The organism is Emergencia sp. JLR.KK010 (assembly GCF_037018265.1).
GTDB lineage: Bacteria > Bacillota > Clostridia > Peptostreptococcales > Anaerovoracaceae > Senimuribacter > Senimuribacter intestinalis.
Genome location: NZ_CP143550.1, coordinates 1,010,092 through 1,024,548, shown reverse-complemented (window position 1 = coordinate 1,024,548; position 14,457 = coordinate 1,010,092). Strand labels below are relative to the sequence as shown.

General features: G+C 44.3%; 12 protein-coding genes and 2 riboswitches. All 12 genes read right to left on the bottom strand.

Going from position 1 to position 14,457, the window contains the following annotated elements:
• Window positions 1-7: 7 nt before the first annotated feature.
• On the bottom strand, window positions 8-2,221 hold the full coding sequence (locus V1225_RS04845; RefSeq protein WP_338547690.1) for a UvrD-helicase domain-containing protein: 2,214 nt from the start codon (window positions 2,219-2,221) through the stop codon (window positions 8-10).
• A 55-nt stretch (window positions 2,222-2,276) separates the two neighbouring features.
• Entirely contained in the window at window positions 2,277-3,044 is a 768-nt protein-coding gene (locus tag V1225_RS04840; protein ID WP_338547689.1) for a sugar phosphate isomerase/epimerase, read from the bottom strand.
• A 52-nt stretch (window positions 3,045-3,096) separates the two neighbouring features.
• Window positions 3,097-3,228 (bottom strand): hypothetical protein, encoded by a 132-nt coding sequence (locus V1225_RS04835; RefSeq protein WP_275557584.1) that lies wholly within the window; start codon window positions 3,226-3,228, stop codon window positions 3,097-3,099.
• Window positions 3,210-3,410: riboswitch (cobalamin riboswitch) on the bottom strand. Its footprint overlaps the gene before it by 19 nt.
• Window positions 3,411-3,551: 141 nt before the next feature.
• The gene (locus V1225_RS04830; RefSeq protein WP_161908375.1) at window positions 3,552-4,370 is read right to left on the bottom strand and encodes a hypothetical protein; all 819 of its coding nucleotides are present in this window, start codon (window positions 4,368-4,370) and stop codon (window positions 3,552-3,554) included.
• Window positions 4,367-4,921, bottom strand: a complete 555-nt coding sequence (locus tag V1225_RS04825; protein WP_251613414.1) for an RNA polymerase sigma factor — start codon at window positions 4,919-4,921, stop codon at window positions 4,367-4,369. Before V1225_RS04825 ends, V1225_RS04830 begins: the two co-directional genes overlap by 4 nt.
• Window positions 4,922-5,234: 313 nt before the next feature.
• Entirely contained in the window at window positions 5,235-6,521 is a 1,287-nt protein-coding gene (locus V1225_RS04820; RefSeq protein ID WP_338547688.1) for a fibronectin type III domain-containing protein, read from the bottom strand.
• A gap of 15 nt (window positions 6,522-6,536) precedes the next feature.
• The gene (locus V1225_RS04815; RefSeq protein ID WP_338547687.1) at window positions 6,537-7,622 is read right to left on the bottom strand and encodes a hypothetical protein; all 1,086 of its coding nucleotides are present in this window, start codon (window positions 7,620-7,622) and stop codon (window positions 6,537-6,539) included.
• Between the two features lie 43 nt (window positions 7,623-7,665).
• Window positions 7,666-9,033 carry a DUF4430 domain-containing protein gene (locus V1225_RS04810; RefSeq protein ID WP_338547686.1) on the bottom strand — a complete coding sequence of 456 codons (1,368 nt, stop codon included), beginning with the start codon at window positions 9,031-9,033 and terminating at the stop codon, window positions 7,666-7,668.
• Window position 9,034: 1 nt separating this feature from the next.
• On the bottom strand, window positions 9,035-10,330 hold the full coding sequence (locus tag V1225_RS04805) for a fibronectin type III domain-containing protein (RefSeq protein ID WP_338547685.1): 1,296 nt from the start codon (window positions 10,328-10,330) through the stop codon (window positions 9,035-9,037).
• A gap of 118 nt (window positions 10,331-10,448) precedes the next feature.
• A complete protein-coding gene (locus V1225_RS04800) occupies window positions 10,449-11,381 on the bottom strand; it encodes an ECF transporter S component (protein WP_161908370.1) in 933 nt (310 codons plus the stop codon).
• Window positions 11,360-13,006 carry an ABC transporter ATP-binding protein gene (locus V1225_RS04795; RefSeq protein WP_251631405.1) on the bottom strand — a complete coding sequence of 549 codons (1,647 nt, stop codon included), beginning with the start codon at window positions 13,004-13,006 and terminating at the stop codon, window positions 11,360-11,362. Before V1225_RS04795 ends, V1225_RS04800 begins: the two co-directional genes overlap by 22 nt.
• Window positions 12,979-13,887 (bottom strand): energy-coupling factor transporter transmembrane component T, encoded by a 909-nt coding sequence (locus tag V1225_RS04790; RefSeq protein WP_338547684.1) that lies wholly within the window; start codon window positions 13,885-13,887, stop codon window positions 12,979-12,981. Before V1225_RS04790 ends, V1225_RS04795 begins: the two co-directional genes overlap by 28 nt.
• Before the next feature lie 114 nt (window positions 13,888-14,001).
• Window positions 14,002-14,194, bottom strand: a riboswitch (cobalamin riboswitch).
• Window positions 14,195-14,457: the final 263 nt, after the last annotated feature.

Sequence of the window (14,457 nt, the reverse complement as noted above, 5' to 3'; positions counted from 1 at the left end):
TTATCTCCTAAATTTTCTTTAGCGGAGCGATACCCTTCGCCATTTTTTTCTGTCCAGCAGCATCGAAAATAACAGTCATCGTCTTGTCATCCTGATCGATGACGAGTCCCTCTCCAAATTTAGCATGGCGCACTCTGTCTCCGATAGCAAAATCTTCACCGCCTGCCGCAGCGCTTACATTGGCACGGGTGGCTGCTTTTGCAAAGCGCAGCGCATCGTAAGGTTTCGGGCTTTCCTTGGTTGCATAACCGTCGATAGATCCTGTGGATACACCTAGACCGCTATCTCTTGACTTTCTGACATACACAGCGTCTCCCTCAAGGAGTCTCTTATCAACTTCCCGCAAAAACTGGGACTCTCTTGTGTAGTCCGTCCGTCCGTAGAGCGTTCGCATAGCTGCGCTGCACAGAATCAGCGTTTCCTTTGCACGGGTCATGCCTACATAGCAAAGCCTGCGTTCCTCTTCCATACCTGTCGGCGTATCAAAGGCTTTGTGCCCTGGAAAAAGACCGTCCTCAAGTCCCGGCAAAAATACTACCGGAAATTCCAATCCCTTTGCGCTGTGCATGGTCATCAGCACTACCGCATCCTGACTCTCATCGTGGTTGTCGACTTCTGCCATCAGGGTGATCTTCTCCATAAACTCTTCGATGGTCGGATTCTCGGCTTCATCTTCGTAATCGTAAATAACCGATTTAAATTCCATCAAGTTTTCGATACGTCCCTCTGCCTCTACAGTATTTGCATCTTCCAGGGCTTTCATGTATCCGGTTTTTACAAGGAGGTTGTCATAAATGTCAGACACCCTAAGGTTCTCCCTCTCGGCTCTGCAAAGGTTGATACATTCTACCATCGCCTTGACACCGGCATAAGCCTTAGACGGCAGGGTGGAAAGCACCTCTTCATCAGACAAAGCTTGCAGCAGACTTTCCCCTCTGACCTTGGCAAATGCCTCAACCTTTTCCACCGACTTATCACCCATACCCCGCTTCGGCTCGTTGACTACTCGCTTAAAAGAAAGGTCGTCGTACGGATTTACCACAAGGCGCATGTATGCCATCACATCCTTGATTTCTTTTCTGTCGTAGTAACGCAGTCCCGACAGTACTCTGTATGGGATGTCTCTTGCAGTCAGTGCCTCTTCAAAATGTCTGGACTGAGCGTTGGTTCTGTAAAGAATGGCAAAATCACTGAACTTCCGCTCTCTGGTTTTCATCAGGTCGATCTGCTGCGCCACAAAACGAGCCTCGTCCTTTTCCGTGTCGGCGCGGTAATATTTGATCTTATCTCCAGCTTCCTTTTCGGTCCACAGCTTCTTACCTTTTCTGCCGTGGTTGTTTTCGATCACGGAATGGGCTGCCGCCAAAATGTTGCCTACGGAGCGATAGTTCTGTTCCAGCTTGACCACCTTTGCCTCAGGAAAGTCCTTTTCAAAGTCTAAAATATTCCTGATATCCGCACCTCTCCACTGATAGATGCACTGGTCGTCATCACCTACTACGCAAAGATTGTGATGGGCCTCAGCAAGCATCTTTATCAGCTTGTACTGAATATGGTTAGTATCCTGATATTCGTCTACCATGATATAACGAAACCGATTCTGATACTTGAGCAAAATCGCCTCGTCTGCTTCAAAAAGTCTGACTGTGTTTAAGAGCAGGTCGTCAAAGTCCATGGCATTGTTCTTCCTAAGTTCCTCCTCGTATGCCTTAAACACATTATAAATAATCTTCGTCTTGAAGTTATCCTCCATGGTCTTCCGATAACCCTCAGCGTCCACAGCTTTTTCCTTAAAAGAACTGATAATGCTGAGAAGATACGGCGCACCGAATTCCTTATCGTTGATATTCTGCGCCTTAATGATATTCTTGACGATAGTTTTCTGATCTGTGCTGTCATAAATGACAAAGTTATGATCATAGCCGATGATCTCACAGTGATACCGCAAAATCCGAAGACACATAGAGTGGAATGTCATGATCCACATGTCCCTGCAGCTGCCTACTAAATCCTCTACTCTGCTCCGCATCTCAGCTGCCGCCTTATTGGTAAAGGTTACAGCCAGAAGGTGATAAGGGGATATCCCCTGCTCTATCATATAAGCGATACGCTCTGTCATGGTGCTGGTCTTGCCGGATCCGGCGCCAGCCAGAATGAGCAGCGGTCCTTCGATCATCATAGCTGCCTGTCTCTGTTTGTCGTTCAATCTGTCTAAACTCATCTATGTAAACTCTCCTTATTTTAAATGCTCTTTTATTCTACCACAAACAAACGTTCTATGCACGAAAATATTGACAAAGCCATGCAGCACTTTCCGCACACTGCCTGCTTTCAATGGTCATGGTTACATCTTGCCCGCAGTGCCTTGCTATTTCCTGCAAAACTTTTTTCATATCCATAGCCCCCTGATGAACAGGTCCATGGGAATCTGACGTTCCATCATTGTTATGCAGATGAAAATGCCCGATATAAGGTCCCAGCACGGAAAGCCAGTCAAAGATATCGTATTCCGGCAGGGTGCAGACATTGGCATGGCCTACATCAAGACAAATGCGTGCCCGCGGGTCGTCAAGTTCCTCTAACAGCTGCTTCATCATATACGGTTCATCTTCAAAAACATTTTCGATATAAATAGTAAAATCCTCTGACTTATCCTCTAAGAACTTTTTCCAGAAATAAAGAGATTTCTCGTGGTGCCATTCTTTGAAATATAGAAGCGGCTGATATCCGCTGTGCACAACCATTCGATTCACGCCCAATTTTTCGCACATTCGGTAGGCTTCATTAAGCCTGGTAAGTCCCAGCTCCACCGCTCTGTGGTCGATAGAAGCTGGAATAATCTCCGTAAATGGTCCGTGCATAATTACATTTTTTGCCTGTGAGTCAGAGATTTCCTTTCTCATTGCTCTGATAGTATTTTCTTCCTGGTCGGCATCCAACGCTTCTGATATACAAATATCGTTAAGTTCTATGCCAAGCCCATATCTGGCAATCACCTCTACAGCGTTTTCCGAAAATGTCGCGATACAAATTTTATCCTTCATACCTTCTAGGTTCCTTTCAAAAAATAGTTGAGGCAGGCTGACGAGACCTGCCTCAATCTGTATGAAAAAAGAATGAAAAGCCGGTCATCCACGCTTTAAAAAAAGGGCTGTGGATAACCCACAGCCCGTATTTGCTGTTCTTTTTCAGGTTCGGTTCACCGCCGAATCCGGAAATTCCTCTCATGCAGGTCTCCTGACTCAGGACTCAGCATTTCTTCTGCCTTCCCAGAAATATTCCAGTGGCACCTTAGAAGAAACTCCTCCAATACAGTGGCGGGACCGCACAGGATTTGCACCTGTTTCCCTCTTAGCCTCCTTGCGCATCAGAATCTATCGCAAAAAGGAACATGAGATTGTATCGAATTACAGTTTTATTATAGCTTTTTTTAACTGAAAAGTCAATGAAAACCCACTTCCAATTTACTTATATAAAGTCGCCTAATCGGCACAGCCCCTAACCTAAAACGAGCTTTTTCGGCACCAGTGCACGAGACGTCAAATCTCTCACTACTCCACCACAACCTGCTCTGTTTCACAGATAAAAGATGTAATCACCTTCACCAGTTCAGACAGCGGCAGTTGATGACTGACAAACTCGTAGTGAACATCATCGATTATGAAGGTTGCTACGTATAAATCATAAGTTCCCTCCGGCGCATGGGTATTTTCATCATAAGGTCCATACTCCATCTCCCTGTGCCCAAAGGTGACTTCCGTATTTCCAATGAGGGAAGTCTTAGGCTGCTGTTCCTCACTAATCCACATGTAGTCTCTGCTCATCCCTTTTTTCCATGCACTCAAAGTAAATCCCCTCTCGGCATTCACGCCTTTTGTCATCATAGGCATACCGTCCTCATAAAAACTATGGTAAAAATCCAAAGAAATTTCATCCAAGTATAGCTTGCCGTCCAACATAAGAACGCTTTGTTTATCATTATTAGGCGATTCTCCTAGCCCATTGGGAATATACACAGGCCACAAATCCCTTCCGAAATATGCATTGATTTCTTCCTTCGCCCAAACCTCTTCCACGCAATTATTCGGTACGTGGATTTTGTCGGCGCTAAAACTAGCAAGCTCACTTACTGCAATATCCGAAAGTTCCACCCGCACCAGTTCTGTCGCCGGCGCATTCAACCCCTGTCTATGCAAAAAAACACCGGTTACCGCAATACAGATACAGGCTGCCGCCAATCCAAACCCTTTTAAAAAATTTCTGGAGCGTGCTTTTCTCTTATGCACTGGCGCATAAGCTTCCGAAATAATATCCGAAATAACATCCTCATGCATATAACTCAAACCTGTCAATAAATCTTTTCCGTTCATATTGTAATCCCCTCTTTCTCTAAATAGCTGCGCAGCGCTTTTCTTGTGCGATGCAGTTCTGTCTTCACCTTACTCTGACTAATGCCCATGGTTTTTGCTAGCTCTGCCACAGACTGTCCCAGCCAGTAACGCCGCAAAAACATCTGCCTTTTTCCAATGGGCAACTGCTTCACAAAAGAACTGAGCAGCACTCCGATTTCCTGCCCTGTAAAACTACACTGGACAGATTCGTCGGGTATACACGTCTCCAACTCCACAGATAATTCCACCACCGGAAAATTTCTCTTCTTCGCATGATTCCAGTCCAGTCTGTCAAAACAAGTAAGCCTGCAGATTTTTGCCAAATATGCGAACAAATGATTCGGTCTTTTCGGCGGAATGGCATTCCACGCTTTCAAATAAGTATCGCTGACGCACTCTTCGGCATCCTGACGACTATGCAAAATATTTTCCGCCAGCCGTAAAAGTTGACCTCCATAAAGTGCCTCCGTTTGGGCTATGGCATTCTGATTTCTCTGCCAGTAGAGCATCAAAATCTCCTCTTCATTCACTGGTTGCACCTCCTTTCACTTCTATAGACGGAGAACAATTTCCAAGGTTACACTTCTCACACAAAAAAAACATAAATACGCTCAATTTCTTCTTGAAATTACCACAAAAACCGTATATACTAAAGGAGTCAAAAGTTAATGGTTTGCACACTTTTGAACGTTCTTTCTTAATTAAATACTAAATATCGCAAGAAAAAGACTCTGCCGCCAAGCGGAGTCTTTTTCTTTACAAGAATTGAAATATACGTCTTTTCATCCGCTATAATCCCGACAAAAAGAGAACATCAGTCCTGACGTTCTCTTTTCCTTTGATTTATTTCACTTTTACCTTCTTTGCGCTGCAATACTCACCATAGAGTTTGCCGCCCTCGCCATCGTCTTTATAGGCCCGGATTTTCACATAATAGGTTTTTCCCTTTTTCAGGCTTTTTATAGTCTTTTGCACGCTGGAAGCGGTAGCTGTCGCTGTCTTGCTCGCTGTGAATTTACTGTTTGCGGCATAGACAAGCTGGTAGCCCTTTACGCCGGAAATCTTTTTCCACTTCACTGTCAGCTGTTTTGTTTTTAAAGATTTCAGTGAAGAAATTGTCGGCTTTATTGGTCTTGCAATGGTTTTACCATCTCTCATATCATAGAGCGTATTTTTCCCATTTAAAAACCTGCTGTATGCCGTCAGTCCATAATATCCCTGCGCCGTCGCAAGACCATTGACTACCGGCTCGTAGCCAACTGTAGACTTGTTTACATGGCGAAATCCGCCGCCTGTGGCATAATAAGTCAGCAAAGCATCCAAAACAGATTTGCCATTTTTAATAAAACGCTTGTCCTTATGAGGGTCTATTCCCAAAGAAGTCAGTGCTACAATAACCTGCACGTTGCTCTCTGCGTTAGCAGTCTTCAAAGTTTCAAAACCTCCGTCTGCCATCTGCTTTTCAGAAAGTACAGCAATTGCGCGATCAACAACGGTCCCAACATCAGTCCTCGTCCGATATGGCGCCAGAGCAGACAATACCATAGCGGTTATGTCCACATCCGCTGCATCGCCAGTCAAAGCAAAACCGCCACCTTCTTTTTCTTGAGATAAAATATTCTCAATCAAAAGTTCCCTGCTTGTAACCTGAGAAATTCCTTCTACCTTTGGAATCTCATAGCCGTCGCAGTCCAGTGCCAGCAGCGCCCAGACAGGTCCGTTGATGCCCTGCTTCTTTACCATTTCAAAGTCTGCTAATTTTTCAAAAAGATTGTAGCCGCCTACATTTGTAGGATCTTTTCCCATGGCAGTCAGGGTCAGAATTACCTTGGAATACTCACTGTACTTACGGGCATCCAGCACACCTTTTTTGTCCGCCAAAACTTTCCCGAGATTTTTATAGTACTTATTATATGTAGCATCTGTAACCGCTGCACCATTTCTGGCAAGTCCAAGGAGTGCCCATTCGTCACCATAAGTCGGATTTGCCAGTTTCTTTGTCATATAGCTTTCGGTCTTGCTCATAGCAGTCTTCCAGCTGACACTTGCTCCATGAGCAGAAGCAGCTGAGGAAAGCACTAGCGTGAAAGCCATTGTCAGGGACAAAAATACACTTAATATTTTTTTCATGATTATCTCTTTCAATTATTTCGCAATTACAGAAACAACGTTCGACCATTGAGTATAAACAGTCTTTCCATCTACAGTTCTGTAACCTCTGACTTTGTAATAGTAACGAGTTCCCTTTTTCAGAGATTTTGTGTTCTTATAGGATCTTGCTTTGGTAGTAAACATCTTGGTAAATCCGCTGGATTTCTTAGTAGATCTGTATACCTGATATCCGTCTACTTTATAGCCTGCGCTCTTCTTCCAGGTCAGGGATACCTTTCCTTTGGAGGCAGCTGCTTTCAGATTGGTAATTTTAGTTCCTTTTACGCCTGCTGCAATCTTGCTCTGCACGGTTACTTTGCAAACCGGCGCCATAATCGGAGCATCTACATCCACAGTCGGGGTTCCTTCTGCATTCCAATCGGTTGCAGTAGTTGCTACTGTGCCCTTTGCAGAAATTACGTAAGTCTTTCCAACTTCAAACTGTGCCGGGTCCATTTTAATGACAGCATTTCCTGCTTCGTCAGTTACAACACCTTCCAGTGCCACAAAGCCTTTATCAGTTACAACACCCAGCTGTGCATTTGCAATAGCCGCTGCATCTCCTCCTAGCATGCCAGAGAAGCCTTTCAGTGTCAGGGAAAGATCTTCACCTGTGGTGACAGTGGTTTTCTTTGGGCTGAAATAGCTATAGAAGTCAGAATAGAGTTTATCATCTGCGTTGATGGACGCAACGATTCTATCGCCAGCCTTAATTTTTACATTGGAAATTGTCTCTACCAATGCTACATCGTTGACAAAGAACAAAGTGTTCTGTGTCTCAACGCCCCAGAGTTTTGAAACAAAAGGTCCCCAGTTTCCCTCTTCCATCTTGTATCCATCTTTGCAATATGCCTCATGGAAAGCCTTCATGACGTCGTCCACTGTTGCGCCTTTTGAAACCTTTACGGCTACGTCCGCCATGACTTCGCCTTCTTCTGTTACAGCTACATCACCACGATTGCTGATGGTTACATAAACTGTAGCGCCTTTCTCTGCTGCCCAGGACAGGCAGGTCATCGCTGCTGCAGAAGATACTACTAATGTTAAAACCAGCAGCAAAGATACTAATTTTCTTTTCATTTTTTTCCTCCTTAAAATATATATCAATACTTTATAAATAAATTTATTCTGGCAGTTTGCGGCCTACATCTTCACCCGAATCACAGGTATATGCCCACACGATGGAATCTCCATCTTTCAGCGTATAGGCAGAGCATCCATAATTCGGGAACCAGCCGTTTACTTTGTACATCCAGCCGCTTAAATTGCCGCCGTCAAACTCGTAGAGATAGTTGATTCCTTCTATATAGTAAGAACCAAATGCTGGTGTATAAGAAGACTCTACGTGAATTTTCTTATCCCGGCATACTTTATTCAACACATCAAATACTGTGCTTCCCTCTTTTACAGTCACCTTGGTGGTCGGCAAAATCGTACCGTCAGATGGCACATATGCCTCAAGAGCCGGATTCTCCAGTTTGGATAAATCCTGCGCCAAAGTATCGCAGCGAATTTCGATGGATACGGTAATATTCTTAGATTCTGGTTTATCAGAAGGATTGTCATTGGAAGAATTTCCACCCTTGTTGGAAGAAGAACTGCTGCCTTTCTTATCTCCTGTTTTTCCATCATTGCTCTCAGCATCCTGCTGTGCCACTTCTTCCAGTTCCTCGATATCCAGCGCCTTTTTCTTGCCGTCCTTGTGTATTTTCTTGGTGACAATGACGTAATCGCCGCCTTCTGACACGCTGAAAGTCGCCGTCTGACCCTCTTTAGAGAGCTTGGCATCGGAAACATATTCTAAAGTACCTTTTTCCAAATCAACTTTATAGGCATACGCCTTTGTCTCTTTTTCCAGATACATCGGAGCAGTCACACTAATTTTTCCACCAAAGCTGCCGTCCTGATAGAAAGAGACCACCTGCCCCTGCAGCGAAAGTTCCGCAAGAATCTCAGAAATCTGACCATAGTATGGTCCTTCTTCCTGTGCAGTCAGGTTCATGGTAACTGGCTTTTTCAGATTTTCTCCTGCAATCACATAAGACAATTCTTTGTCCTTTTTAAAATCAACCGTGTAGTTTTCAGACCCCTTTTCTTTAGCCAGTTTTTCTGCTTCTTCCGCAGGCACCACATCGCTGTTATCAGCCTTTTTAAAAGCCTTGATATCATCTTTTAGCTGTTCGTAGGCGTCCTTTTCTGTATTGTACTCACTGGCCTCATCCTCCGCTACTGCTTTGGCTTTGTCTATCTGCTGCGAGAAGGCAAGCAGTGTATATGGAGCATACTGCCCCTCTTCATTTCCGGCATTTTCCTTCTGTTCATCGTAAAGACTCTGAGCAGCTGTAATCTGTTCCTGCAGAGAATCACCGTAGTCAGCCTTCTCAACATCCATGTCATAAATCAGATACGCTGCGATAGCAATGACGATAATTGCCACTGCCGCTGCCCGGATTCTCTTCATTCTGACTTTCTTTTCAAATTCTTTATCCATACTATTTTACTTTAACCTTCTTTATCAAACTGTAGCTTCCGTAAAGCTTATTTCCCTTGGCATCGGTTCTGTAAGCTCTAACTTTAACGTAATAGGTCTTTCCCGATTTCAGACTCTTCACAGTCTTTGACAAGGTGGACTTAGAAGCAGACACAGTCTTGCTTGCCGTGAATTTGCTGTTTGTCGAGTAAACAATCTGATATCCGCTGGCATTTGTAACCTTTTTCCACTTTACTACAAAGGTCTTTGCTTTAGAGGATTTCAGTGAGGAAATTGCCGCCTTTGCAGGTTTTGCCAGAGGTTTTTCACCATCTGTCATATCGAAAAGACTGTTCTTTTGGTTTATAAATCTGTCATAGGCCACCAGTCCATAATACCCCTGCTCTGTTGCCATACCGTTGATAACCGGCGGGTAGCCGTCTGCAGCAGTATTTACATGTCTGAATCCACCCTGTGCATCGTAGAAGGTCATCAGACCATCAACTGCACTTTTGCCATTCTTAACAAAACGCTCATCTTTTCCCGGATCAATCCCCAGTGCTGTCATAGCTATGATAGTCTGTACAATGCTTTCAGCGTTCTCAATTCCCCATGAATCATAGGTACCGTTATCTTTCTGCATATCTGACAGGCATTGCACAGCCTTATCCACAGCTTTCTTTACTTCACTGCGACTAGTATACGGTGCTAGTGCCTGCAGTGCCATAGCCGTAATATCCACATCAGCTTTCGCTCCAGACAGTGCAAAACCACCGCCTGCAAGCTGCTGCCCCAAAATTTCCTGAATCAGTTTATCTCTGGTTGTCTGCACCTCCACGCCTTTTACCTTTGGAATTGTATAATTCTTAGAATCCAGTGCAATAAGCGCCCAAATCGTTCCATTGATTCCCTGCCACTTAATCCGATTGAAATCCGCCAGCTTTTCCAGGAGATTATAACCGCCTACATTGCTTGGGTTCTTGCCAATAGCACTGAGCGCCAGAATCGTTCTGGAATACTCTGTGTACTTTTTTGCATGAAGAACACCTTTACATGCTTTGACGGTTTTCACCACATCGTTATAGTAATCGCTGAAAAGCTGGTCATTCAAGTTTGCACCAGAACGCGCCAGTCCCAAAATCATCCATTCTGTTCCATAAACAGCACCCTTTTCATTCACCTGCTTTGTAATATAGGTCTTCGTTTTTTCAAGTGCTTCATTGTACGGAGTGTCACTGTCCGCTGCGAAGGCAAAGCTTGTCATGAACGACAAAACCAGACAAAACGCTACAAACAAGGATAGTAGTTTTCTTTTCATAGATTCCTCCTTAATACAACTAAATCTTTCTAGTCAGATTTCACTTTTCTTACTCTTTTAGAAATTCTTGTAAAGCAAGGACTTGTCATCAAATCACTCTGTCAACCTGCGAAAACCATTATTTGTATATTCCATACTTTATTTTAATCCTCTCTAATTTCTTTATGATGCTGTTGCCAAACAGAAACACGCATAGCGCCGCTGTACTGCCGTGGTACGCATCATAAGGTGCGCCTGAGATGTACAAAAGTCTCATCTGCTCAATAGATAATGCTGCTCCAGGTGCGCCCGCTGATGTTACCAGTGCGCATATATTCATAATCCCTCCGTAAAGGACGAAGGTTGTAACAAAGGTAAATATTGCCAAAGTCACGCCGTCTACAGGCAGTCTCTTTCGCTGCAGCAGCACACCCGCTAAAAGTCCTAGAAAGCCGAAAACATAAAGTCTCCATCCGAAAAAGGTTCCGTCTGTACCCGGCCATATCTGATAGCATACATATGCAATCAGTATTCCGAATATCACGCACAGTACTGGTCCCATAATTAGCTTAAAGTGGCGTGATTTCAGCTCATCCAGGTCTACCTTGTTAAATGCCAAACCTGCAAGAAATCCTAGAATCCCCCAGCAGAACATCTGCCACGGTGTCCACGGTCCCTGCCCCATATAAAAATTGCAGACAAACCGGGATACTGCGCCAATGAGGAAACCTGCCTCCGGTCCAAGAGAAATACCTGATATGATGATCATCGCCGTGCCAATTTGCAGCGGCAGTGAAATATGGCAAAACAGCTGCAGACTTACTGTCAGCGCCGACATCATAGCAATCAAAACGATTTCTCTCGCTTTTGGCTTTCGCTTTTCAAAGACCATGAAGAAAGGAAGCATGGTATAAATCAGCAGAATCACGCTGACAATCATAAATTTGCTCTTTCCAAACTGCAGTCCGATAAAAATTGTCAGAGGCATTGCCAGAAAAATCAGGGCTGCCGATACCAGCGTCCGTTTACGATGCGCTGCTTCTACCTGCGTTAAATTGTAGCTTTTAGCCATGTAGCCACCTCCTCACAGGTAATACCGTCCGGCTTCCACTGACGAATAATCTTGTTTGCTGTGGTGGTGTAAAAGTTGTTACCGGAGAAGAAGGTCTTCGGATTGCCAATAGATACAATGTCTCCGTCAAAGAACATTGCGCACTTATCCGCATATTCTGCGCAAAACTCTACATCGTGGGAAACCATAAAAATGGTCACGCCGCTTTCCACCAGCTTTCGCAGAATCCCAGCAAGGGTTCTCTTGAAAAAAGGATCAAGCCCCTTAGTCGGCTCATCCAATAGCAAAATCTTAGGCTCCAGCAGAAGGATTTTACCAAGTGCCAGCCTCTGCTGTTCTCCACCGGACAAATCGTAAGGATTCGCCTTGCGAAGATGCTCTATTTCCATCAACTTAAGCATAGCATTGACATGCTCAATTCTGCGGCTGTCTGACATTTTCATAAAATGCAGAGCTTCCAGCAGTTCCTCTTCCACTGTAATCTCTGTAAAAAGCGCCTGGGGATTTTGCGGAAGCATAGACATGATATCCCTGTCAGTTTTCACCGTGCCCCGCTGCGCCTTTAGCATGCCTGCAATCATTTTCAGGGTCGTGCTCTTTCCGGTTCCATTTCCGCCAAGAAGACAATACCACTGATTCTCTTCCACGGAAAGATTCAGACCCCGCAGTACTTCACCGCTTTCTCTGCTGTATTTAAACCAAAGGTCTTTCACCGTAATCACTGCCTTGCCGGAAGACTCTGCCGGCTGCTCTTCTGCTGGTGTTGTGACCTCCGGGCTCTTTCCCTCCAACAGTTCTGCCGCCTTCAGTCTGCCCTCTCTGATGGTCAACGGGCTCTTTTCGTCAGGCAATACACTAGAAAAAATTCTCATCACTGCAGGCAGCCCATAGAACATTGGATGCCTATCCTCTTCTGATTCTCCGGACAGGAATTCTCCAATTTTTCCCGGCTCATCAAAGGCGATAACCTCACCTTTGTCCATAACCATGACTTTGTCTGCCATAGGGAATATCTCCTCAAGGCGATGTTCCGAAATAATAATGGTCGTACCAAGATCTCTGTTAATTTTATATATGGTTGATAAAAATTCTGAAGCCGCAATAGGATCCAGCTGGGAAGTCGGTTCGTCCAGAATCAGAAGCTTCGGTTGCATTGCCATAATAGACGCCAGATTGAGAAGCTGCTTCTGTCCGCCAGACAGTTCGCTTACATTTTTGCGAAACCAGCCCTGGATGTCGAAATAGCTTGCCATTTCTGCCACTTTTCGCTTAATCGTCGCATTGTCCATGCCCAGACTTTCAAGGCCAAAGGCAAGCTCGTGCCAAACCTTATCCGTAACAATTTGATTGTCCGGATTCTGCTGTACAAATCCAATTTCCGTTACACTGCGCCGATCATCGAGATCTGCCACAGGCTCACCGCAGTACAAAACCTGCCCCTGCAAATTGCCGTAGGGAATCAAATTTTTCTTCAGTTGTTTCAAAAGAGTGCTTTTTCCGCAGCCCGACTTGCCGCACAGTACGATAAACTCGCTGGGCTCTATAGCAAAACTTACATCCTTTAAGGCGTTACCTTCCGCTAGGGGATAAGAAAAAGTCACATGTTCAAGTCTAATTGTTTCCATTTATATTCTCCTATGATGTCGACAATCATCGGTGCCGCTGATAAAATTGCGTAGCTGATTAAAATCAACGCCGTTGTCAAATCCAACTGCGGAAGGACCAGTTTCGGATAAAAGTACATGTTGGTGACCCCTAGATAAGCACCATAAAATACCGGAGATGCCGTCACTGCCATCAATATCAGCATGGCAATATCTCTTCTCGAAAACTTGAAGAGGTGAAAGCTTGTTCTGCCCTTCAGCCCATAGCCTCTGGCTTCCATAGAGTCAGCACTTTCAATAGATGCTTCCAATGACCATGCAATTAAGATGGATACTTCCTTTAAAAGCTGTCTGGCGCGTCTGATTAAATTTCCTTCGGTATGACTGCGTTTCATGCATTTTTGCCCCAGCGTAATTTCCGCAAAGCGGTTTTTGAGCAGGGGGATAAATCTGAAAATCATGGACAAGGTCAGCCCCAGCACTGGTGCAACTTTTCCGAAGAGGTAAATCAGCTTATCCGCTGTAATAATTACGTTGAAGCAGGAAAACCACACAACCACGGCAATGAGCATAACCGCAGATGCAATACCGTAAACGATAGACTCCGCTGTAATTCTGTTGGTATTGATATACATCAGCACCGTTTCTCCATTGTTGTTGAAAAACATGTTGATAATTACCATGACAAGGAGCATCGCCAGCGAAATCCCAAGGTTTAGCTTCAGGCTCTTAAAGCCTTTGAGCACGAAGGCATAGCTCCAGGAAAATACCAGGCTCACCGCCAAAAAATACGGTGAAATAGAAAACATAGTAATACCCACAACCAGCGCAAAATAGGTAATGTTGACAAGTGGGTGAAAGGAACAAAATTCCGCTGTTTCACCAAGTCCTTTATTTTCCATGGCTCACCTCCTGTGATATGATATCATTATCCTCAGACAATAAAAAAGCTGTAGCACAATGGTGCTACAGTCCGTTTTTTCTGTATCTTCTATCTCGCTTAGCCAATAACCGTCAGCCGCTTTCATATTCCATGCAGGTCTTCTGGCTCAGAGATCATCACACTGCTATCCTTCCCGACGTTTCATCACGAAACGTTAGTGGTTTCTTAGCAGCATTCCTTCAATACAGCGACGGTAACCGCGCAGGACTCACACCTGCTTCCCTCTTAGCTGACAACTTGTCAGAACATGAAATAGTTTCATTCAATTGTTTCTAATGATTTATATACAGTATAGCACAGGCGGAAAGCTTTGTACAGTATAAAACTCTGCTTCCAAATCAGTTTACCATTTTTACAAAGTATTTTCTCAAAACATAGCTGGCAGCCCGTTTCTTCTTTCAGTCTATCATCTTCCAAATTCTGTATTGACTAGGGGATTTTTCCATGATAAAATTAGTATAAGGAGAAAAAGGCAAACTTTTACTATTTTGTCATTTTCTCTTTTTTAGTTTTTGCTGATTTCGTTCAA